This is a genomic window from Vibrio sp. 1069 (assembly GCF_033340555.1).
In genome coordinates this window covers 269349-293255 of sequence record NZ_JAWOWP010000001.1, presented here as the reverse complement: position 1 = coordinate 293255, position 23907 = coordinate 269349, and the positions used below count along the sequence as shown (strand labels likewise).

General features: G+C 43.8%; 18 protein-coding genes. 8 read left to right on the top strand and 10 right to left on the bottom strand.

Annotated elements, in window-relative coordinates:
- Positions 1-175 precede the first annotated feature (175 nt).
- Positions 176-724, top strand: a complete 549-nt coding sequence (locus R7040_RS01300) for a hypothetical protein (protein ID WP_005378006.1) — start codon at positions 176-178, stop codon at positions 722-724.
- A gap of 192 nt (positions 725-916) precedes the next feature.
- On the opposite strand, the gene R7040_RS01295 is transcribed toward R7040_RS01300, so the two are convergent.
- Entirely contained in the window at positions 917-1504 is a 588-nt protein-coding gene (locus tag R7040_RS01295) for a TfoX/Sxy family DNA transformation protein (RefSeq protein WP_005378007.1), read from the bottom strand.
- A gap of 369 nt (positions 1505-1873) precedes the next feature.
- On the opposite strand from R7040_RS01295, the gene R7040_RS01290 reads away from it, so the two are divergent.
- From R7040_RS01290 to R7040_RS01270, 5 genes are all read left to right on the top strand, one after another.
- A complete protein-coding gene (locus tag R7040_RS01290) occupies positions 1874-2794 on the top strand; it encodes an HDOD domain-containing protein (RefSeq protein ID WP_005378009.1) in 921 nt (306 codons plus the stop codon).
- A gap of 146 nt (positions 2795-2940) precedes the next feature.
- Complete coding sequence (locus tag R7040_RS01285) at positions 2941-3846, top strand: lysine exporter LysO family protein (protein ID WP_318081260.1); 906 nt, start codon at positions 2941-2943, stop codon at positions 3844-3846.
- Between the two features lie 208 nt (positions 3847-4054).
- On the top strand, positions 4055-4567 hold the full coding sequence (locus tag R7040_RS01280; protein ID WP_017634875.1) for a hypothetical protein: 513 nt from the start codon (positions 4055-4057) through the stop codon (positions 4565-4567).
- 211 nt (positions 4568-4778) lie between these two features.
- Complete coding sequence (panP, locus tag R7040_RS01275) at positions 4779-6425, top strand: pyridoxal-dependent aspartate 1-decarboxylase PanP (protein ID WP_005378019.1); 1647 nt, start codon at positions 4779-4781, stop codon at positions 6423-6425.
- 311 nt (positions 6426-6736) lie between these two features.
- Positions 6737-7591, top strand: a complete 855-nt coding sequence (locus R7040_RS01270) for a MurR/RpiR family transcriptional regulator (RefSeq protein ID WP_005378021.1) — start codon at positions 6737-6739, stop codon at positions 7589-7591.
- A 76-nt stretch (positions 7592-7667) separates the two neighbouring features.
- On the opposite strand, the gene R7040_RS01265 is transcribed toward R7040_RS01270, so the two are convergent.
- The gene (locus R7040_RS01265) at positions 7668-8912 is read right to left on the bottom strand and encodes an iron-containing alcohol dehydrogenase (protein WP_064353823.1); all 1245 of its coding nucleotides are present in this window, start codon (positions 8910-8912) and stop codon (positions 7668-7670) included.
- Positions 8913-9289: 377 nt separating this feature from the next.
- Here R7040_RS01265 and R7040_RS01260 point away from each other — a divergent pair, with 377 nt between their 5' ends.
- Positions 9290-9556 carry a GrxA family glutaredoxin gene (locus R7040_RS01260; protein ID WP_005378026.1) on the top strand — a complete coding sequence of 89 codons (267 nt, stop codon included), beginning with the start codon at positions 9290-9292 and terminating at the stop codon, positions 9554-9556.
- A gap of 175 nt (positions 9557-9731) precedes the next feature.
- Positions 9732-11414 (top strand): aspartate:alanine antiporter, encoded by a 1683-nt coding sequence (locus R7040_RS01255; RefSeq protein WP_005378028.1) that lies wholly within the window; start codon positions 9732-9734, stop codon positions 11412-11414.
- 78 nt (positions 11415-11492) lie between these two features.
- Here R7040_RS01255 and fabV read toward each other — a convergent pair whose 3' ends face one another.
- The 8 genes from fabV to R7040_RS01215 all read right to left on the bottom strand — a co-directional run bounded on the left by fabV (position 11493) and on the right by R7040_RS01215 (position 23852).
- Positions 11493-12695, bottom strand: coding sequence for an enoyl-ACP reductase FabV (fabV, locus tag R7040_RS01250; protein WP_005388648.1), 1203 nt, complete (start codon positions 12693-12695; stop codon positions 11493-11495).
- A gap of 174 nt (positions 12696-12869) precedes the next feature.
- Complete coding sequence (locus R7040_RS01245; protein ID WP_318095240.1) at positions 12870-15152, bottom strand: acyl-CoA dehydrogenase; 2283 nt, start codon at positions 15150-15152, stop codon at positions 12870-12872.
- 71 nt (positions 15153-15223) lie between these two features.
- Complete coding sequence (locus R7040_RS01240) at positions 15224-15859, bottom strand: TetR/AcrR family transcriptional regulator (RefSeq protein WP_053306960.1); 636 nt, start codon at positions 15857-15859, stop codon at positions 15224-15226.
- Between the two features lie 717 nt (positions 15860-16576).
- Positions 16577-17728 (bottom strand): Na+/H+ antiporter NhaA, encoded by a 1152-nt coding sequence (gene nhaA / locus R7040_RS01235; RefSeq protein WP_005378034.1) that lies wholly within the window; start codon positions 17726-17728, stop codon positions 16577-16579.
- Positions 17729-18058: 330 nt separating this feature from the next.
- Positions 18059-19183 (bottom strand): lipocalin-like domain-containing protein, encoded by a 1125-nt coding sequence (locus tag R7040_RS01230; protein ID WP_042521997.1) that lies wholly within the window; start codon positions 19181-19183, stop codon positions 18059-18061.
- Positions 19183-21636: an ABC transporter permease gene (locus R7040_RS01225; protein ID WP_005378038.1), complete on the bottom strand. Its 2454-nt coding sequence runs from the start codon at positions 21634-21636 to the stop codon at positions 19183-19185. Before R7040_RS01225 ends, R7040_RS01230 begins: the two co-directional genes overlap by 1 nt.
- Positions 21617-22288, bottom strand: a complete 672-nt coding sequence (locus tag R7040_RS01220) for an ABC transporter ATP-binding protein (protein ID WP_005378040.1) — start codon at positions 22286-22288, stop codon at positions 21617-21619. The genes R7040_RS01225 and R7040_RS01220 overlap by 20 nt, the downstream gene beginning before the upstream one ends.
- Before the next feature lie 187 nt (positions 22289-22475).
- Positions 22476-23852, bottom strand: a complete 1377-nt coding sequence (locus R7040_RS01215; protein ID WP_213870495.1) for an MATE family efflux transporter — start codon at positions 23850-23852, stop codon at positions 22476-22478.
- Between the last annotated feature and the right edge of the window lie 55 nt (positions 23853-23907).

The window sequence follows — 23907 nt, the reverse complement described above, 5'->3', positions numbered from 1 at the left end:
CGTATATGGCGTAGTTTTTGCTTAAACCAAGGAACTATTAAGTTAATTGACAAAACATCGACACATTTTTGTTGGTCGTGGACCTTCCTTTTTATTATGATGTCGGACAAATCAGATTACGGTTCAAGTGGTTGCTTGAATCCATGGAAATAATGAACAAGGTTTATCGTTAGTTATGCGTAAAACACTATTAGCCGCTGCCTTACTAGTGGCATCAAGCCATGCCCTAGCTGCAAACGATCGCAATGCGCCAGCAACTATGAGCAACTTTAGCTACGACTATTTCGAAGCACGTATTGGCGCAAGTCCTGTGACATTTGGTGCTGGATTCAGCAAATCAATTCACCCGAACGCGCATGTTATTGCTCGTATTGACTCTGAGTTTGAAAGTGATTTTGACTCAGCTGCAGGCTTTGGCTTCCATTCTCCGCTAAACAACTGGGCAGATCTTACTGGTGAAATGCTAATGCGCGTTGTGCAACCTTCGAACGAGAGCAGCACAGATGTTGGTATGGAGCTGAACTTAGGTGTTCGCCAATGGTTGGGCCCTCAATTAGAAGTAGGCGGCAAAGTCGGCTACGTTTCTATCGATAACGATGACGATTGGACTGGCTCTGCCTACGCTCGATTCCACTCAACAGAGCTTTTCTCTTTGGGTGCTGAAGCACGTATCAACGATTTTTACGGTGATCAGGTAATGTTTACTACGCGTTTTAAGTTTTAAGATTTGTGCTGTAAGAAAAGAGCAAATTAAAAAAACAAAAACCGAGGTCTCTGCCTCGGTTTTTTGTCTAATTTAATGACTAACTCAATGAAGTGGTAAAAAACTTCAACGTCCTTTTTCCGCTTTTCACACTTGCCTTTACGACCCGCTAACTCCATCGAAACGAGTCAATCATTGTGCGATCAGCTTCGCTTAGTCACACAGTGCCAATAACTGTTTTTTACGCGGCTCTTGGATCAGTTTCCAATGTACGCCATCAGTTGCACCAGCAAATTTCCACAGTAGCTTTACATCAACATCATTACCGTAAGCCGTTTTAACTTTGTTGAAGACTTTTACAGGTCCAAGTTCTAAAAAGGTTTCTACGTCATCAACACCGGCTTTCTTGACCATACGTTCAAGGGTTAGTTGCATGTTGGGTAAGTCTCTTAAGCGTCTACTGGCAGAGGACTTTTGATATTTCCGTTCCTTAATTGAGTATTCAATTGATTTCTGTACCAGTTCATCAAGCCCTACATATCCGGATTCGAATAAATCGGTTACATCATAATAATTTACGGTTGCCGTCGTCTGTTTTTTGACGTGCTTATACTTCTCACAGCTCAGTTGAGTAAACACTTCATCTAGCCCATTACCACCACGTAAGTAGCAGCAATCATTGCTGACAAGCGCAAACATAGCATCATCGGTGAATAAACCAATACCACCGAACATAGAACGTTTTTGGTACTCACTGAAGGTGCGTACATATTTAAAAAAAGCTTGGTCTGTCATGTCCATTGACCTCTTTAATCTGAATAAATTACCCCGATTAGCGATGTCACCAGATAAACAGCAGCTTATAGCGAATTATAAATGTCGATTTGTTGGCGATATTTTTGTGAGTTGTGCTCACCAACTTGCTTAATCATACTTAACGTTGAAAAATAAGTTAGGACATAGGTCACATATAAAAAAGTATAAATTCTGCATACGTGATTAGTTTCACATTTATTGTTCGTGTGGTGATATTTTTTTGACGCATAGCATGCCTAAAACGCGCCATCATTATGATCTCGCTGGCAATTACGGGCACATAATACGCATTTAATTGATAAAGAATACGCTGTAAGGGTACACTGTACGAAAGATCTCAAGTACAGCGTCACAATGGAACATTTATCATTTTTTTGGCTGCCAAATAATAAAGATAAGCTTATAAACGCACTGGAATCCGAGTTTGCTCAGCTGGTAGAACAGTCCATCGCCACGGGTAAGATTTCGTTACCTCCTATTCCTGATGTCGTGCTTAAAATTCAGCAGTTATGTGTCGAAGAACACACCACGATTGCCGATGTTGCGAACTGTTTATTGGAAGATCCCGGATTAGCAGCGGTCGTTTTACGAGTCGCTAACTCTGTGATTTTCAATCGCAGAAATATCACCTGCAACGACTTAACTACAGCGGTATCTCGTCTCGGAATACTTCGTGTACGTGATATTGTTACCGCACAAGCGATCGAGCAACTTAAACACTCAGTTAATCTCACTAAAGAATGCAATGCCATCTTGGTGAAGAGTGCAGCGATATCGCGTGAGCTCGGTGCCGTCATGGTGATGTTAGTTCAATCGTTTCGTAGCCACGAGCCAGGCACTTATGGTCATCTAGAGCAAGAAAAGGCGTTATTGGTCGGTCTATTAGCCGATATTGGGTTATTTTGCCTAATTAATGAGTACCACTTGTACTTAGATAGGGGCAATTACTTAGACCCAGATATTGCATTGCAGATCTTCCAAACACGTTGTTCTGCCACAAGTAAACTGGTACTTGAGCGTTGGGGGTTTGACAACGACTTCAGAGAAGTATCCTCAAACGAAAAATACGAGTTAACGCGACCAGAAGTGAGTTATCTCGACATCGCTAGAATTGCGCATCATTTATTGATGTTCCGCAATCACGATGAACGCATTGACGAACATGAAGTTGAATTCAACTTAACTGGTGCAGAAGTCTTGTATGAACTTAGTAACATGAGTGATACTGACTTCAATGATCAAATCCGTGCTGTACTCAATGCTAGCGGTTTGTAATTTATCGCTTTCTGATAATACCTTATCCGCGATAAAACGATTCGCTCAAGGCTGAGCTGTGTGTGGTGAAATGTCTCTAATTTCAACCGATAGATAATTTGATTTATGCGTGTTGATGTTATCTCAAAAAGGAATCATTGAGCTTTATGTTCTCAGGGATGCTATTTATTTTCGCTCCGCTTGTGGTGGGGTATCTAATTCCTATATCTCGATCTTCGTTATTGGAGAAGATCAATCAGTCAACGTCCTACCTTATTTACGTCATTTTGTCGTTGATGGGTCTTAGTTTGGCGGCGCTCGATAATTTAAGCAGCAACTTACAAAGTATTCTCCTCTATGCGAGTACGTTTTTTTTGTGTCTAAGTGCCTGCAACCTGTTGGCTCTGCCTATTATTGATAAAATTATTCCACTCCAGACCAATCAGAATCAAAAGAAGCTACCGTTATCTTCGATGGCTTTAGAGTCAGTTAAGCTTATCGTGGTCGTTGGCGGAGGGTTAGTGGTTGGCCTGCTGTTACCCATTGATTTGAGTTGGGTAGATACAGCAAGCGAATGGATACTCTTTCTACTTCTATTTTTTATTGGTATTCAGCTGCGCAATAGTAGACTTACTCTGCGTCAAATCCTATTAAATAAACAAGGAATGGCCATTGCGGCTGTTGTCATCGCAACATGTATGCTTGGTGGCGTTCTTGCAGCGGTGCTTTTGGATCTTCCTCTTTATCAAGCACTCGCAATGGCTTCAGGTTTTGGCTGGTATTCACTCGCAGGTATTTTAATGGGTGACGCTTTTGGTCCGGTATTTGGTGGCGCGTCGTTCTTGATTGAATTGATGAGAGAGTTAGTCGCACTGGTTGCCATTCCTCTCTTTATTCGTAGCTATCCGTGCACCGCAATTGGTTATGCCGGTGCAACAGCAATGGACTTCACCCTACCCGTTATTCAAACTACCGGTGGTGTGCGTTGTGTTCCTGTTGCTATCGTTAGCGGCTTTATTTTGAGTTTATTGGTACCAGTTATGATGCTTTTCTTTGTATCACTTGCTAGCTAGATCTCAGGTTTTCGCTTTAACATCCATTACAATACGGCAAAAATTTAAATACCCAGTTAACGTCAAAGTGGTCAATGTTTTTTGGCAAGACCCCTCTTTCTTTTCGTCATTCAGCCCAACGATTTGTCACGACCAAATAGAAAGAAGGGAGAAACATCAACTGATGTGCATTGCGTTAATAAAGGGATAACAACCAGAAGGAAGAAGAATGAAACGCTTTGTCGTTGCAGCGCTCCTCGCTACAAGCTCAACTTTTACGCTTGCCGCAGATCAACAATGTCTTGCTAGCAAATACGATGGCTACGTCGATGCCTCACTACAGTGGTATCAAGATCTTGTTGATTTGACGGTTACCCAATATCCAGATCTGAAAGAAGTTAGTCAATGGTTCTTGGATGGACGTAAACATCACTTTGAATTAAACCGCGAAGCGGTTCACTACTTTCTAGAGAACGACCCTAGCCGCGTTGCGACGGAACAGCCAATCGAAGCATGGTTAAAACTAGAGCAACATGACGTTAAGCAGTTAGCGACCCGAAGCGATAAGTTAGGTGAAGTTGCAAAACAGACATTTAGCGACCGTCAATCAACTAACCACCCAAAAAACTACGAGCTTCGTTCAGCATTCGCTGATCTGCTTAGTCATCCCCAACAAATTGATACCGCACTTAATAAGTACAATCAGTCAATAGAAAAGATTGAAAAGCAGAAATGTGACTAAGATTGCTCGCATTAGTCGTTGATTAGCATTCGAAAACACTAGAATGTTTTAACGTACTCAATCTAGAATTTTTTAATGTGAATATCGTAACCTTCACCTAAAATTTTCATTTCTACAACTTGGGTTTCAACAATTAAAACGGGACTTTGCGCCCGTTTTAGTTTAGATTGTGCCGCTCGCATTACCAAAATAACTACAAAGATTCTTTGCTATGGTTAAGGAACAAAAAACCGCTGATGTTAGCTTTGAGAGCTTGCTAAAGATCTTCACTGTCCCAGAAGGTCCGGACTCAACGTTAACTAAAATTGACGAGAGCCTCTCGCGAAATCTAAATCAATTTCTTCGTGAACACATCGTGGCAGAAGAAAAGCCTTTACGCGAAATCGAAAAAGACTTTTCTTCTGCTCAGATTCCTGAGCAGCCAGAGTTCGTGTCAGATCATACAGAGCACTTACTCGACACTTTGGTGTCGCACTCAGTTCACACATCTTCACCAAGCTTCATTGGTCATATGACATCGGCACTGCCTTATTTCTTGATGCCACTGTCAAAGATCATGATCGCCTTAAACCAAAACCTGGTAAAAATAGAGACTTCCAAAGCCTTTACACCACTTGAGCGTCAAGTTTTGGGTATGCTGCATCGCTTGATATATGGTCAGAATGATACGTTTTACAATCAGTGGATGCACAGTGCAAACCACTCATTAGGCGCATTTTGTTCCGGCGGCACCATTGCCAATATCACTGCGCTTTGGGTAGCACGTAACAAAGCGTTAAGAGCCAATGGCTCATTTAAAGGCGTGGAAAAGGAAGGCCTTTTTAAAGCCATGAAGCACTATGGCTATGATGGCTTAGCGGTGCTAGTGTCTGAGCGTGGTCACTACTCCCTTAAGAAAGCAGCCGATGTATTAGGGCTAGGCCAAGAGGGCTTGGTTGCGGTTAAAACCGATGCCAACAACCGTATTATTGTCAACGACCTGAAAGCGAAAATTGTTGAGCTCGAAAAACAAAACATCAAGCCTATTGCTGTTATTGGTGTGGCTGGCACAACAGAGACAGGTAATGTTGATCCATTGCCTGAAATCGCTGAAGTCTGCCAAGCTCACGGCTGTCACTTCCATGTGGATGCCGCATGGGGTGGCGCAACACTTATGTCTAACCATCACCGTCACCTTCTTAAAGGTGTGGAAATGGCAGACTCAGTAACTATTGATGCGCACAAGCAGCTCTACATCCCGATGGGCGCTGGTATGGTTCTGTTCAAAGACCCTGACGCAATGAAATCCATAGAGCATCACGCTCAATATATATTGCGAAAAGGTTCAAAAGACCTAGGCAGCCATACATTAGAAGGTTCACGTTCGGGTATGGCGATGTTAGTCTACGCCGCAATGCACATCATAAGTCGCCCAGGTTATGAGCTTCTTATTGACCAAAGCATTGAAAAAGCTCGCTACTTTGCGGATTTAATCAAACAGCAAGATGATTTCGAATTGGTTTCTGAACCAGAGCTTTGTCTGCTCACATACCGTTATTTGCCGCCATTCATCCGTGAAGCATTAGCACAAGCAGAAGGCTCACAAAAAGAACAACTGAATGAGCTGATCAATGAGTTAACACAGTTTATTCAAAAGCGTCAGCGCGAAACGGGCAAATCGTTCGTTTCACGTACAAGACTGAACCCAGACCAATGGCAACGCATGAATACGATAGTGTTTAGAGTGGTTTTGGCAAATCCACTGACCACAAAAGAAATTTTGAGCTCAGTGCTTGATGAACAACGCGAAATCGCCAAGCAAGCACCAAATTTGATGAAAAGGATTCAACAGCTGGTTGTTGATATTCAATCGTCTTAACAGCCAGATCGAGTTACATCAATTTGAAATTTTTTTTCGTTTTGATGTAACTCAAACATCATTATCGTGCGACTAGCGCAACAAAACTTCGTTTACACATCCAATTCTGTAGTTTTTACAACATTTTGTTTGAGGCCTGTCAAATTCTCACTAAATAGTACCCGTTATTGGTTTAGACTGATTGAAGATCAGGTTTATACTGATTCTATGGCGCTGGTTGTTTTCGTTAACGCCCCACTCTACTCCGGAATCTTCGTGTTTCCTTTCGTTAGCAGAGCCAGCGAGTTGTTCTCTATACCCTCGTGAACACTATGAATACATTAGAAAAAATTCAAAAAAACCTGGAGAATTTCAGCAAGTCAGAGCGCAAAGTTGCGGAAGTAATTATGGCGTCTCCACAAACTGCAATTCATTCAAGCATTGCAACGCTGGCTAAAATGGCCGACGTTAGTGAGCCCACTGTAAACCGCTTCTGTCGTCGTCTGGACACCAAGGGCTTTCCAGATTTTAAGCTTCACTTGGCACAGAGCCTAGCCAACGGCACCCCTTACGTTAACCGTAATGTGGAAGAAGACGATGGCCCAGACGCGTACACCCATAAGATTTTCGAATCGACGATGGCGTGTTTAGATGTCGCGAAAAATAGCCTAGATCCAATGCAAGTGAACCGTGCGGTCGATTTGCTAACGCAAGCGAAGCGCATTTCATTCTTTGGCCTTGGTGCATCATCTTCTGTCGCCCGAGATGCACAAAACAAGTTTATTCGCTTTAATATTCCAATTACTTGTTTTGAAGATATTGTTATGCAGCGCATGAGTTGTATCAACTGCAGTGATAATGATGTTGTGGTTCTTATTTCTCATACCGGTCGAACAAAGAGTCAGGTAGAAATAGCGAACCTTGCTCGTGAAAATGGCGCAACGGTTATTGCTATTACAGCGAAGGATTCTCCTCTAGAAAAGGCAAGCTCGCTGGCCATCACGCTCGATATTCCAGAAGATACCGACGTTTACATGCCAATGGCAAGCCGAGTTGTACAAATGACAGTGATTGATGTGCTAGCAACTGGCTTCACTCTTCGCCGTGGTACAGGTTTCCGTGAGAACCTAAAACGCGTAAAAGATGCGTTGAAAGACAGTCGCTATGACAAACTAAGCCAGTACTAAGCACTAAAGCTTAGTCAATACTTTATCTAGGGGAACTCAAGGCTCCCCTTTTGTTTTAATGCTGCTAAGGGAGCAATCACCCTAAGTCGTTGACACTCGATAAGTCCGCTCTTGATTCCAGTACTTCAACAGAACTGACATGTTGTGCACTCTCTGCTACACACTCTCCGCTACAATCACAGACTTGCTGCAATATGTAAATCAAACGTTCCTGATTAAGAGGTAAAGGATTCCCTTTGATTGCCATTGACTTAAGCGCATCGTTCGCCACTTGCTCAAAAGAGGTTTCGCATACTCCAAATTGAGCCAGTAGCGGTAACGCTAACTTATCTAGCACCATATTTACCCAAAGAATTCCATCGTGTTCGTTAGCATTTACTCGCTCAGTGACTAATTGGGCCAGCTTGCGATAACGACTTATCACATCATTCCTACCCGCGAGTTTAGCGGCGTTAATGTTCTCCTGCATCACGTGCGGAGCTAGGCGAGCCGTAATAACGCTATGGGGGGCGTCTAACTTGCCTCCTAACGCCGATGCTAACCCATGAGCGGCACCTAATTTGGCATTAGTAATCGCCATACCACCAAGCAATGCAGCGAACGATAAATCAGAGCGCGCCTTATGATTATCTTGCTTACAAGCGGCAATCACTGAACGGCTTAAACGGCGTAGCCCCTCTTCGCAGACCATATCAGTAAGAGGGTTTGGCTCACCACACACATACGCTTCCATTAAATGAGTGAACGCATCCATTGCGCCACGTCCAGATGTGTATTGGTCGGTCCCGTAAGTAAGTGTCGGGTCTACAATGGCAACGTCTGCGAGCATATCAGGGCTTCGAAGACTCACTTTCACTTTATCTTGTCCAGATTTCAGCACAGCATTTCTGGTCACTTCTGAACCGGTGCTTGCTGTCGTAGGAATTGCAATAAAATGAAGAGGCTTTGCTTTTAAAGGGACGCTTCTTCCTACCACTTCTACGTAATCGTAAACATTGCCTTGATTGGGAATAATGGCAGCTAAGGCTTTGCCCATATCGATGACGCTGCCACCACCTATCGCAACTACCATATCAGGTTGGAATTTTCTACCGAGCACTGCGGTCTCTTCTACCATCGTGATGTATGGTTCACCAACGATAGCTACGTGCTGGTAACGCATATTTTGAGCTTTAAGATATTGGATAATGGGGGCGGCTCGTTGGGTATCCTGCCCAGTAACCAGCAAAACACTGTAGCCAAATTGGTTAATAACGGATAATGAAGATTGAAGTGCACCTTCACCAAATATAATCCTTGTTGCAGTCATAAACTGAAACATACACACCCTCCCAAAAGAATATACCCAAATAACCTCTCGCCCTCTGATTTAACACTTATGTAAGAGTTGAAGTTATTTGCGTATAGCCAAAATAGATTGCTATTTTTTTAAACAAAAAAAATTGACCAATTCCACCTTGCCATCATTAACCCTTTAGAATGTATGTTTTTTATGTGTCACTTCACATACTTCAGAGTCGTAAAATAAGCACGTGCGTTTAGTTTTTATTCGATAGATTTCACCTATAGAACCAAGAGGTAATTGCCGCTTTATTTCCGTATCTGGATCGGGCATAGTTACTCCAACAAAAGAAAGCGCACTCAGCCGCTATGTTTTGTACGCTTTCAAAAAAGAATAGATTTAGGAGAAATAAGATTATGTTCGTTGTTATCTTTGGTCGCCCTGCATGTCCTTTCTGTGTTCGTGCAAAAGAGCACGCAGAAACGCTAAAAGCAAAACGTGATGACTTCAACTACCGTTACGTTGATATTCACGCTGAAGGTATTTCTAAAGCAGATCTTGAGAAAACAGTTGGTAAACCAGTTGAAACCGTTCCTCAGATCTTTATCGACCAAGAGCACATCGGTGGCTGCGACGAGTTCGAAGCATACGCGAAAGAGCACCTAGGTCTATTTGACGAGTAATAAAGACTGTTTTCAAAAAAGCCGCTTCATGCGGCTTTTTTATTATTTTTCAGCTGGTTATTACGTTAAGTCAACTAATGGTAAAACCTAAAAAAATTCACTTATCTTTTTGCTATATTTAGTTACAATTCACAGTTCTTAATCTTTTTTGGCACACACTCTACCGAGCCACACAGTGAACATAGACGTCGTATACCTTCTCGAGCAAAACCCTATCCTTCTAATCTTCGTCGTATTAGCCATTGGCCTTGCCATCGGAAAAATTCGATTTGGCAAATTACAATTAGGCAACTCTATTGGCGTTCTTATTACCTCTTTGGTAATGGGCCACCTTGGTTTCTCATTTAATGCAGAAGCTTTAACCATTGGCTTTATGCTGTTTATCTACTGCGTTGGCATTGAAGCTGGACCAAACTTTTTTGGTATATTCTTCAGAGATGGTAAGCATTATTTTATTTTAAGCATGACTGTTCTCGTGTCTGCGGTCAGCTTAACGTATGGCTTGAGTCACTATTTCGGCCTCGATTTTGGCTTATCCGCCGGTATGATGGCAGGCGCATTGACCGCAACGCCAGTACTGGTTGGTGCACAAGATGCTCTTAACTCTGGCCTTGCGACTATACCGCGGAATATGGAATTTTCTCTGGTATTAGAAAATCTATCCGTAGGCTACGCGATGGCTTATCTGGTCGGCTTAATTAGCATGATCATGTTTGCTAAATTGTTGCCAAAACTGCAAAAACAAAACCTTTCTGATTCCGCGCAGCAAATCGCACAAGAGCGTGGCCTTGGAAATTCAAGCCAGAGAAAAGTGTATTTACCCATTATTCGAGCTTACCGAGTGGGCCCAGAGCTAATTGACTGGACTGATGGTAAAAACTTACGAGAACTGGGTATTTATCGTCAAACTGGCTGTTACATTGAACGAATCCGCCGAAATGGTATTCTCGCCCACCCAGATGGTGATGCTATCTTGCAAGAGGGAGATGAAATTGCACTGGTTGGCTTCCCTGACAGCCATGCTCGCTTAGACCCTAGCTTCCGTAATGGTAAAGAAGTATTCGACCGTAACTTGCTTGATTTACGCATCGTTGAAGAAGAAATCGTCGTAAAAAGTGACGCAATCGCTGGTAAGCGTTTATCGGATTTGAATTTGTCTGAGTTTGGCTGTTTCTTAAACCGCGTAGTTCGCGCTCAGATTGAAATGCCTATGGACTTAGACATTGTGCTCGCTAAAGGGGACGTCCTTCAAGTGAGCGGCGAGAAAAGCCGAGTACATGGACTGGCGGAAAAAATCGGTTTCATCTCGATCCACAGTCAAATGGCCGATTTGCTCGCTTTTTGTAGCTTCTTTATTTTGGGTATTCTGTTTGGCCTCATCACAATGACGTTCGGTCAGGTGTCTTTCAGTTTGGGTAATGCGGTGGGTCTTCTGTTGTCCGGTATTACGCTTGGTTTCTTACGAGCAAATCACCCTACTTTCGGTTATGTCCCACAAGGGGCGCTGAATATGGTCAAAGATCTAGGGTTAATGTTCTTTATGGTCGGAATTGGTCTAAGTGCAGGTGGAAAGATGTTCGAGCACCTAACGCAAGTAGGACCAAAAGTCATTGGTTTGGCATTTATTGTCAGTGTGGTGCCTGTAGTTCTGGCTTACTTAGTTGGCGCACACGTACTCAAGATGAACCGTGCCCTGCTCTTCGGTGCCATTATTGGCGCCCGTACTTGCGCTCCGGCTATGGATGTCGTTAACGACTACGCTAAGTCCACCATCCCAGCCCTTGGTTATGCGGGTACCTATGCGATTGCGAATATTTTAATGACGCTAGCTGGTACGATTCTGATAATACTAAGTTAATACTCACTTTGACTATGAAATACAAAAAGGCGCTCAATGAGCGCCTTTTGTTTATTGGTTATCTAGTCTGTGATTCGATTAGATTTGAATGAAGTCTGCTTCAACTGCTGGATTCACATCCGCTTCGTAATCTACGCCTTCAACGCCGAAACCAAATAGTTTCAAGAACTCTTCTTTGTACTCAACGTAGTCAGTCAGCTCTTTTAGGTTCTCAGTCGTAATTTGAGGCCATAGCTCACGACAGTGCTGCTGAATGTCGTCACGAAGTTCCCAGTCATCCAGACGTAGGCGGTTCATCTCATCAACTTCTGCCGCGCTACCGTCTTCTTTGTATAGACGTTGGCTGAACATACGGTAGATTTGTTCCATACAACCTTCGTGTACACCTTCTTCGCGCATTTTCTTGAATACCATTGCGATGTACAGTGGCATAACAGGAATTGCAGAACTCGCCTGAGTTACAACAGATTTAAGTACCGCAACATTGGCACTACCACCTGTTGCTGCTAACTTGTCGTTTAGCGCTTTCGCTGCACGGTCTAGGTCCATTTTTGCTTTACCTAGTGCACCATCCCAATAAATTGGCCAAGTTAGCTCAGTACCAATGTAGCTATACGCGACGGTCTTACAACCTTCAGCAAGAACACCAGCATCAGACAACGCATTGATCCAAAGTTCCCAATCTTCACCGCCCATTACAGTGACAGTGTCTTTGATTTCTTCTTCTGTTGCAGGCTCAACGCTAGCTTCGATGATCACATCTTTGTTGGTATCAACAGCCGTTGATGTGTAAGTTTCACCGATAGGTTTAAGAGATGAACGAACTAATTCACCAGTTTCTGGCATTTTACGTACTGGAGATGCCAGTGAGTAAACCACCATATCGATTTGACCTAAGTCTTCTTTGATGAGCTCGATAGTTTTCTGTTTCGCTTCATTTGAGAAAGCGTCGCCGTTTAAGCTTTTTGCGTACAGACCTTCTTCACGCGCTAGCTTTTCAAAAGCAGCGGCATTGTAAAAACCTGCTGTACCTGGTTTCTTCTCAGTACCTTCTTTTTCGAAGAAAACACCGATAGTTGATGCACCGCCACCAAATGCCGCAGCGATACGAGAAGATAGACCGTAGCCACTTGATGCACCAACAACAAGAACACGCTTAGGTGCGTTTTTGATTGGACCTTGCGCTTTGGTGTACGCAATTTGTTCTTTTACGTTAGCTTCACAACCAACAGGGTGCGTTGTAGTACAGATAAATCCACGAATTCTAGGTTTGATGATCATATTCAACTTCCTTTAAAAAACCTTGTTAGGATAAAAGTTTCGTTGGGATTTCGCATCTAATTTCTGTAAAAATGCTCTTAAAAGGCAAGTGGTTGGAGCACTATCCCACCATCCACTCCCCAAGAATACAAAAAAGCACCTCATTGAGGTGCTTTTCTTAACATTAGTTGTCTATTATGCCGCCGGATTCAACTGCGACTTTTTTGGGCTATGAGTTCGCACTTCAGAAAAGTCATGACTAAAGTGGTCAACTTGAATCGCCTTGTAGCGCAATTTATCTGCAGCCATGATTTGATCAATTTCTTGCTCAGTTAACACGCCTGCTTCAAATGCTTGCTGCAAACGGTCATGCAGCAGACCTTTACGAGCCACTTTACCATCCTTCGCAGCCTTCATAAGTTTACGCTCCAAAGGTTTAATGTCGTACATTGCAAGGAATGCATTCTCCATTAAGCCTACGCTGTCATCCTCTGATTTTCCGATGTAGCACAGATGCGTGAGGCGATCACGTTGCGCGCCTGGTGTCATCATCGCTTCAGCCAAATTCACACACAGCTCATCACTTGGCTTATTGAAATGATTACCAAGCGGGAACAATAGCCCCTTAAGCACACCGCCAACGTATTTCACAGGGAAGTTGGTGTAAGCCTCATTTAATGACTTAGAAGCGTTATACAAACAGTGTTGAACAGCGTAATGAACGAAGTCTAGATCGCCTTGTTGACGGCCTTCATCTTCATACTTTTTCAAGGCAGCAGATGCCATGTATAGATAGCTTAATCCATCACCCAAACGTGCTGAGATCATTTCTTTACGCTTCAAGTCTCCACCTAAGGTTAACATCGCAAAGTCTGCACTTACTGCAAGTGCACGACTAAGACGAGTAATGTCTTTGTAGTATTGCTGCGTTGGGCCACTCATGTGCGCGTTAACAAATCGAGAACCAGTTAGTGCTGCACCAAATGCACCGAATGTATTACCGAGCGCGTGCTTGATGTGTTTAAAGAGTAAGTTGTCAAATTCTTTCGCACCTTGTTCAGAATCTGGATTCGCCGCGGCTTCCATTTCTTTTAGAACATATGGGTGGCATCGAGTCGCACCTTGACCAAAAATCATCAGGTTACGAGTCAGAATATTCGCGCCTTCAACAGTGATAGCAACCGGGATACCAAGGTAATGTTTAGCAAGATAGTTCATTGGACCATCTTGAATCGCACGACCCGCATGGATATCAAACGAATCATTTAGAATGGTACGCGCGATTTCCGTCATGTGGTACTTGGCAATCGCGGTTACAATCCCAGGTTTTTCTTTCATATCGAGAGAAGTCGTCGTTAGCGTACGCGTCGCTTCTAGTAGGTAAGTAAGACCACCAATGCGCCCCATTGCTTCTGCAACACCTTCAAACTTACCGATCGACATTCCAAACTGTTTACGCACGTAAGCATAAGCACCTGTTGTACGTGTAGTAAGGTGACCAATCGCTGTGCCAAGCGCTGGGAGAGAGATACCGCGACCAGCAGAAAGACACTCAACCAGCATACGCCAACCTTTACCTGCATAATCAGCGCCACCGATCAACCAGTCCATAGGGATGAAGACATCTTCACCACGAGTAGGACCATTCATAAACGCAGACCCCAGAGGATCATGGCGTTCGCCTATCTCGACACCTTCATGGTCAGCGGGAATCAACGCACATGTAATGCCAACCTCTTTCTTGTCACCAAGTAGCCCTTCAGGATCTTGCAGTTTAAATGCTAACCCGAGCACTGTCGCAACTGGCGCAAGCGTGATGTAGCGTTTATTCCAACTAACTCGCACGCCAAGCACTTCTTTGCCTTCATGGGTGCCGTAACAAACCACGCCTTGATCAGGTATGCCACCCGCATCAGAACCCGCTTCAGGGCCAGTTAGGGCGAAACAAGGGATGTCTGTACCATCAGCTAAACGAGGCAACCAGTAATCTTTTTGCTCTTGCGTACCATAGTGCGATAGCAGCTCACCAGGGCCAAGAGAGTTCGGTACCATTACCGATACCGCGGTACTGATACTTCGAGTCGCAATACGAGAAACAATGGTTGAGTTCGCCAAAGCGGAAAATTCACGACCACCATATGCTTTCGAGATGATCAAAGAGAAAAATCGCTCTTTACGTAGGTACTCCCATACTTCAGGCGGTAAATCCCTGTCTTCTTTGACAATCCTCTGGTCATCAAGCATTTCTAGCAGGGTTTCAAGCTCATTATCCATAAATGACTGCTCTTCTGCCGTCAGTGTAGGCGTTGGATAATGATGCAATGTTGTGAAGTTTGGCTTGCCTGAGAATAGTTCGGCATCCCACCATACACTACCCGCTTCCATCGCCTCTTTCTCGGTGCTAGACAGAGGTGGCAATACTTTTTTGAACACTTTAAAAGCCGGGTCACTAATCCATTTTCTTCGTAGAGAGCTCATAGTTCAGATCCTTTTGTTCACGTAACCGCTCGGGGTATAATCTTATTATTGGTTTAACTTTCTTATTTGTCTTATGCCAACTGCTTTGCTGACATTCCTGCTGACAAATATGGAATCAGTAAATCGACGACAGATTTCACATCGACTTCCTTTTCAAACTTACTTTCTGCCAGCTCCGAAAGAGCTTGGCTTGAAGCCATCGTAAATACACAGGTTCCTAACGTGAAGTGCAGTCGCCAAAACAAATGTTCTTCACATAGTTCCGGGTTCGCCTTCATTATCGAGAAAGTGAAAAGGTTCAGTACCTCTTCGTATCTGGTGGTAATGAACCAGCGTAGATGACCTTGAACGTCTGTATAACCGCGGCCAATTAACAACATAAATAGCGCAGTACCATTTGGGCGTACATCATTTAATGTACGTAAAGGTAATCGCAATGACTCAAAGACATCGTCCATGTTGTAGCTATCGCGCGTGTTTAACTCAATTAATGAAGTCTTAATGCTCGGCATTAGTGCTTCTAAATACCTATCTAAAACCGCTCTAACCAGCGTTTTTTTATCGCCAAAGTGATAGTTTACCGATGCTAAGTTAACGTTAGCTTTACCTGTTATCGTTCTTAGCGAAGTATCATTAAAGCCATGTTCAGCAAAGAGTCCTTCTGCGACATCGAGTATTTTTTCTTTTGTTGATGTTCTCGGGGCCATTTTAATCACTCGTATTAAACAACTGTTTGAAAATATACTCCCGAAACTTAAGATTAACAAATGATTAACATCACACTTTAACCAATTGGTCTGACCAGACAGTAAAAGGTGTGATCTAATCTTTTGAAATTCAATCGAATACTCCGGTGAAGCTTATCAGAAGAAAACGATCAAATTTCTCAGTCCAGCGCAATTGAAACGCTAACAATAGCCTTGGCGGCTCGGAGTGAGCGACGAGAGTATGAAATACATCTTCGGTTCTCGGGGAGATAAAATGAGAAACACAGAAGTTAGTAACTTCGCCAAGTTGGTAATCCATCTCGACTTTTCTATTACTTTCGGGTGTGTAAGAAGCTAGAAAGCATTAAGTAGAAATTTTTTGAAAAAAAATGGAACTGTTTGGAAAAGGCTCGGTCTGAATATACGTAACAGTTAGGGCATTTGAAGTTTCACTGGCCGTCAAACTTGTTTCTATCTAATTGTTACGTTGCTGCTTTTTTCTTATTAACTCCTATGTTTGTATCCGCCCAGTCAAATTTTCGGCTGGGCTTTTTTTCGCCTGTAGATTTACCAAGCGCCTCTTTCGATGATTTGCCCCAACTCCATAAGCTAGACCTTAGTTGGTCACAAAAGTAACCACCCTGAAGTGGTTGATGTGCCGATCTGCAGACATAAAAAAGCCTCCCGAATGGGAGGCTTTACTAAACAGTGTGTATCTTACGCTTGCGCTTTCTTAGGCAAAGAAAAGTGCAGTAACGCGTAGCCAAGTAACGCGGCTGTCGTCGAGCCCATTAAGATGCCTAGTCGAGCATAGGTATCAAACTCAGGGCTTACATTTCCAAACGCTAAAGAGGAAATGAATATAGACATTGTAAAACCGATACCACACAACACAGAGACCGCAAAGATATGCTTGAAGTTAATGCCTTCCGGTAGCTTAGCTACACCCATTTTCACAGCAGCCCAACTAAAGGTGAAGATACCTAGAGGCTTACCAACCAGTAGCCCCAAAGCAATACCTAATGGCAGCATTGAAGTTAGGCCTGACATCGATACGCCTTCTAGCGAAATCCCCGCATTTGCAAATGCGAATAGAGGTAAGATACCAAATGCCACGTATGGATGAAGTGCGTGCTCCATGTGCTTAAGTGGGGAATGTTCGCCCTGTTTACCCTTAAGAGGAATAGCAAAGCCGATCACTACGCCTGCAAGTGTTGCGTGAACACCAGATTTAAGTACCGCAAACCATAAGATCGCGCCGACTATCATGTATGGTGTCAGTTTCGTTACTTCCTTCGCATTCAACATGAACAGGACACCAGTCATGATGAAGCCAACAAGCAGCGCCATGCTAGAAAGATCACCTGTGTAAAACAGTGCAATAATAACAACCACGCCTAAATCGTCGATAATAGCGAGAGCTAACAAAAACACTTTAAGGCTTACTGGTACGCGCTTACCTAGTAGCGCCATGATACCTAGAGCAAATGCAATATCCGTCGCAGCTGGAATGGCCCAGCCAGAAACCGCCTCTGGGTCGTTAGCATTAAACGCAACGTAAATAAGAGCAGGGGCTAACATACCACCAACCGCCGCAATAGCAGGGAAAATTGCGGTTTCTTTTGATTTTAGCGCTCCTTCAAGTAGCTCTCGCTTCACTTCAAGGCCAATAAGTAAGAAGAAAACAGCCATTAGGCCGTCATTAATCCAGTGAGAAACTGACATACCGAATACATAAGTATGCAGTACAGATTGATAAGTTTCGCCCAGCGGTGAGTTAGCAATGGTCATCGCAATTGCCGCTGCAATTACGAGAAGAATACCACCTGCTGATTCCATTTTGAAAAAGTCACGAATGACATCGTTCATGGTTTCGTCCTTATATTTATTATCTTAATAAACGATTAACAAAGAGTGATAAGAGTGTATAGCTGTCGAAAACTTTAGAATAATCGCTTCTTCAGAGTATAAACTTCGGTTTTTTCGATGTTAAGTTTACTATACATCGTATTTTCCAACATGACACTCAATTTTGATCGGAGATCGTATTTGTTTTTGTCGCACCAAATATTTATCAAGATGATGAGAAAATCAGCATAACACGGCTTGTACCATCATGATAACCCCGTACTTTTGAGAAAAAGCTAGGAAGCTTCGCGCACTAAAAAACCACCCGTAGGGGGTGGTTTTCTTCACAACTCAATAGCCTGTCAGCTGCATAAAGCCCCAAGCCTCATTGGAGCCGGAGGCTAAAGTAGGCCCTTCCCAGTAAGGTATTACAAAGGGTAGCCACATATCTGACTTGATAATGCGGGTAGTCAAATTAATTTGATGCTTCGGAATATTGATAATCCACTGCAAAGGTAACCTTCTTCCATTGGATAAACTGGTCACTTGCATTGGTTTAATACTGATATCATCGTCTGAGAGGTTGATGACTTTACCTGAGCGTGTCGACAACGTGCCAAATACGTGCGGTGTTTGCCCATGGTGACGATAACGGCTAACAGTTAATGCTCGACCATCATCTAAATTGAAAACAAACCAATCCCAGCCTTGTTGCCCCTCACCAATTAAGCCGCTGCCCCATTCTTTTTGCGCCCAAGCAGAACCCGTCACTGAGAATCGCTTACCATTTAAGCTTAAGCTACCTTTTACTTTTAAAAATGGAGCACTGAAGCTAAAAGAAGCAACAGATTGCAACGCATGTTTAACTTGGAAACCTTTGTCTCCATTCACGACAAAGGGGCCGCTTGTCATGGTATTGAGCTCAAGTCCAAACGTATCAGTATTCACATTCAAGTTGCCCGGGAAAGGCGTCGCACCGAGTGATCGCCAAGTCCAATTATCAATCCATAACCTGAAAGGGCGATTGATCATACCAGCTTGGCCTATCCCACCTCTAGCTACCCGTTGCTCTTTCCATACATGCGAGCCATGACTGACGACAACATGTGAAATGTACAATTGAGGGTTCTGCCAACCGCTGGTTTCTCGCTCGTCCGTCGCAACCCTAAAATAGCTCCATTGAACATTGTAGATCTTGCCTTGCTCATCTTTTAGTTTCGCAAAGTAGTGCCACCATTCATGCTGATACTCGGGATGAAAGCGAAAGTCTGAGGGTAAAGAGACATGCTCATTAGGTAGTACAGGCTCGAAAATCGTTTGATTTTCACGCGTTAAGATAGAATCAAGTTCGCTTTCTCGTGTTGCTGTAGCCTCTAACCAAAAAGTTGAGTAAAAAGCAGCCCCAGTCAGAAAAGCGAACGTAACAACAATGAGCGTTGAAACCAACAAGCGTTTTTTAGAGCCCATTTTTTTCATTACAACGCGTCCCTTAATGACTTCATCGGTGTACTTTTGATCATTCTAATAACTGGCAATGCGCCAGCAACCATGATGGCAAGCATCGCCCAAGCAATGGTTTGAGCATACTCCCATGGAATCGTTTGAAGCTCTAGAGACCAGCCAAATGATTGCTTAATGATAATATCAACGATCAAATGTGCGAGCGCCAAGCCGAGCGGCACTGCAATAATCGCAGAAATGGCTCCGAAGACGAATAGCTGCAAACCACCTAATACGACAAGTTCTTTTCCGGACACACCCATGCACCTTAATAAGGAAAAATGCCGCTGCCGTGAAAGTTCTCCTGCCAACGTCGCAAAGAATAAACCAAACACGGCAATAATCAGCGTGATATTGCCCAAGGTTCCTGCTATCGCAAAGGTATGATCAAACACTCTCATTGCTTGGCTATAAATATTACCGTTATCAAACACACGATCTTGCGGGAGACGGAATACATTCTCTAAGCGATTTTTCAGCCCTTCTCCATTGACGTTATCTTTTAATACTACGCCAAGACCAACATTACCCGTACCTGCAAATGCATACAGCCAATTCCGGTGCGACATCATCACCTGGTTATATGGGTTTCCATAATCGTAGTAAACGCCTACGACTTGCCAATCACCACCAAGCGGTTCTTGCAAGTTAATGAAATCGCCAGGGCGGATATCCAGCTTCAAGGCCATCGACTCACTGACCATTAAGCTCTTGGTAGCGTGCAGTTGATACCAGTAATTTGGGACACCTAACTTGACGGTAAGTGAGTCTAACTCACCTTCAGAAGAGCCCGTACTTACAACTTGTAGAGCACCGTGCTCGGTCGGCATATCTTTTTCCCAGCGCCACCAAACCGAGTTCACCTCTGGCTGATTCTGGAGCCATGCGCTCATCCTAGCGGCTGAATTGTTGGTCGGATAGATGTACACATCAGCGGCTAATCGCTGATTTAGCCACTTATCGGTTGTATCTCGAAAGCTTCCGACCATTGTTTCTACACCAATGTTTGCCGCCAGCGCTAACATAAACGCCATCGTAGCCACACCGCGATAGCTCATGCTGGCTGCTGCATCAGCAAAAAACCAACGGACACGAACCCATCGCATGGTATAAGAAAAACTTTGGAACATATGCCACATAATAAATGGCATAAACAACGCCACACTAACCAACATCAGAGCAATAATAGCAAAGCCGGTTTCTTGTGTTTTCGGCGCCTGATATACCGCTATTGCAGCGACACAAAACGCACATGCCGCAAGCGCCTGCCAAGAGAACTCTCTTCCAGCAAATCGCATTAGCGACAGTCGAGAAGAAAGGCGGATTGGTTGTGACTTCAACAAACGGATTAATGGCCACAGACACGATATCAACGCACCCATCGCTGCCATGATTAGACTGTATAAGCTAGATTGCCATGACCATCCTATGGTTAAGCCTACGTTGGCATCATACAAATCACTCAGGCTCGAAGACACTGCTGGGATAAGTTCATTTGCTAAGATCAAGCCAAAAAAGTTACCACACGCCCACGCAATAAAGACGAGCAAAGACAACTCTAGTAATAAAGCTTGCGCTAACTGTGTTCCGTTAACACCAGTCTGTCTCAAAATACCTACCAAACGTTGTCGCTGGATGAAAGACAGAGACATCGCTTGATAAAAAATAAACAACCCGACCAAAAACGACAGCATTCCCATCGCAGTGAGATTCATATGGAATGCGTTAGTTAGCGACTCAAGCTCTGTACGCGTATTCCTAACGAGCGTCATTCCGTTTGGCAGCATGTTTTTCAGTGCTATTAGCTTTTCCTCTGGCATTTCACCACAAGAAATCGCAGACAAACCTGAGCTCCGCTTGAGCATACGCAACAACGATATATCAGTAACCAGCCGAGTACCCGAAAGCATCTTGTCCTTATCTACTTGAATAGGCCCAAGACGGCTTCCGTCATTCATCTCAATGAAGTCCCCATCCTGCCAACTCATGTAAGCGGCCAAATCTTGACTAACAAGAATAGGATAAGGAGGCTTCATTAGTGATAAAACAGGCATCTCACCTAGCGATTTTCCTTGTTGTAGTGGGATCATCGCGACAGGATCTATCCCCACCAACATCAGGCTCATATCGGTCTTGGCATCTAGATGAAGCACATCAAACGGTGCACATTGGTTAAACCCAGCTCGACGTAACTGAATATAGAAACCTTGAGGAATTTTATTGGCAGAGTGCTTCGTTCGGATTCGGTATGGCAAAGGATTAGAGAAAAGTTTTTCCCCAGTTGCATAACTTTGTTTTGCATGCTGGTTGATAGAAGTAACACCAACAAGGAGGGACACGCCTAAAGTTAATCCCAGCCAGACAAGAATAATTTGTAGAGGGTAACGACGGTAATGACCGAGTAGTGCCTTAACTACGGGCCATAACATGTAGCTGCCCTCCTTGAAGTCGAATCTTTCCTTCCATATGGGCGGCCACTTTTTCACTGTGCGTCACTAACAGCAAAGTACACTCCAATTGGCGAGCGAGACTCGTTAATAAGCGCATTACTGCTTCTGCGTTTCGCTCGTCTAGGCTACCAGTTGGCTCATCAGCAAGCAGGATTTTGGGTTCCATATAAAGGGCGCGAGCAATCGCCGCACGTTGTTGCTGACCACCAGACGCCTCTTCCGGATAACGTCCTAGCAATGGCATTAAGTCCAAAGCAGAAAGAATTTGACGCCACAACTCTTTATCTTCCGGCAGACCTTTTAACTGACGACAAAAACGAATATTGTCGGCAATATTAAGTGTAGGAAGCAGATTGAATTGTTGGAAGATATTACCAATATTGTTGCGGCGATAAAGGGTTCTTAAATGCTCCGGTGCTTCATGCATAGCAAAATTTGGAAACTGCACTTCACCAGAGTCAGCAGTATCTAATCCGGCGATTAAATTCAGCAGAGTACTTTTACCCGAACCACTTTCTCCCATCAGAGCAACTTGGTCGCCTTGCTGCAATGTTAATTCTGCCCCTTGTAATACAGGGTGAAACTCTCCCCCGTCTACATAGCCTTTACATAGGTCTGACAGTTTTAACATTGATTATGCCGCTCGGATGGTGTTTAAAAATTGGGATCAGAATCTACACTAAAATCCTGTTAGTAGAAAGTATTTTGAATGCTTGATCACACTATGGAAGTACAAATGCAACTCGATTCACTTTCTGTTGCTAATTTTGTTGACGTTTTGAGCAGATTTTTGCAGCCAAAATAAACTCTGTTCCTCCTTACTGGCCAATCAGGTTTTTCATCCATTTTCGGCTAACCATTCTTGGCAAGCAAATCGCCCACTTCACAACTTCTTCCGTCAAAAAGAGTAAGTAAACCCATTGTGGGTCCCAATTGAGATAAATCGCTGCAAATGCTGCGAGTGGAATCCCGATCACCCACTGCGCCAAGATGTCTTGATACAAACAAAACTTAACATCACCGCCCGCGCGTAATACACCAACAATCGCCATCATCGGCACCGAGCGTAACACGACACCCAACGCTAGAATCACCATAAACTGTTCAGCTAGCTCGCGAGTGTCTGTTGTCAGTGCACTAAACGCATTAAGGATCCATTGATTTGACACTATCAACAAGATGGCGACCACAAATGCGATAAGCACATTCAAAATGACCGTAGCCCATGCTTGATAATAAACGGGTTCAAAATTACGAGCGCCGAGCTGGTTCCCGACTAGAACTGCAGCCGCATTCGATAAGCCAATCATCATCGCCAATGCGATCGACTCAACAGGTGTCATTACGGAAAGTGCCGCCAAACCTTGTACGCCTGCTTGCCCCATGATGGCGTGATAAGCAAACAGCCCACCAGCCCACGCCAAGAAGTTAAATGTGGTTGGCAAAGAGAGGCTCAAGAAACGCGTAATTTTATCTAAGACCAATCCTGCGCGTATATCATCCCAACCAAATGCGATTATGTGTTTTTTCAACCATAGATAACCAAACAAGCAACCTACTTCGATCGCGCCACTGATTACCGTTGCGATCGCTGCTCCCGTAATACCCAGAGCAGGAAAGCCTAATTGACCAAAAATTAAAACCCAGTTAAGAAAAACATTAGATAAAATGCCTATACCACTAAAAAAAGTGCTTAGGCCTGGTTGGTGCATCGCCCTTAGGCCCACCGACATACTGGCCACACATGCAACAGCAAACATGCTAACCGACGAAATAATGAGATAGCTGGCCCCTAATTCAATCACTTCTTGTGAATCGGTAGTCAAGCTCATGATGAGTTGTGGAAAAACAACAAACAAAGCAACAGCAATCGCAGCAAACATCATTGCGATCATCCATGTTAAAGCGGTACTGCGACGCACCCCAACTTTATCGCCAGCCCCCCAATATTGAGCGGTTAACAACGCACCGCCCGTTGTCACCCCAACTAACATGATGGTGGTGACGAAAGTCGCGCGCGCAGCAACTCCAACTGCGGCAATTTCAGCTTCACCAAGTTGACCAAGCATAAGAACATCGACGAGGCTTCGGCTTGAAAACATCATGCTTTGCAGTGTAATTGGTAACGCGATTGCAAATAAACGACGTAAGAATGCTTTATCTGCGTGTATTGAGAGTTGAGAAAGAAAAGTCACAAGCGCTCCAACGACAACTTATTGATAGAATGGGGAAAGTGTCTCATGATTATAC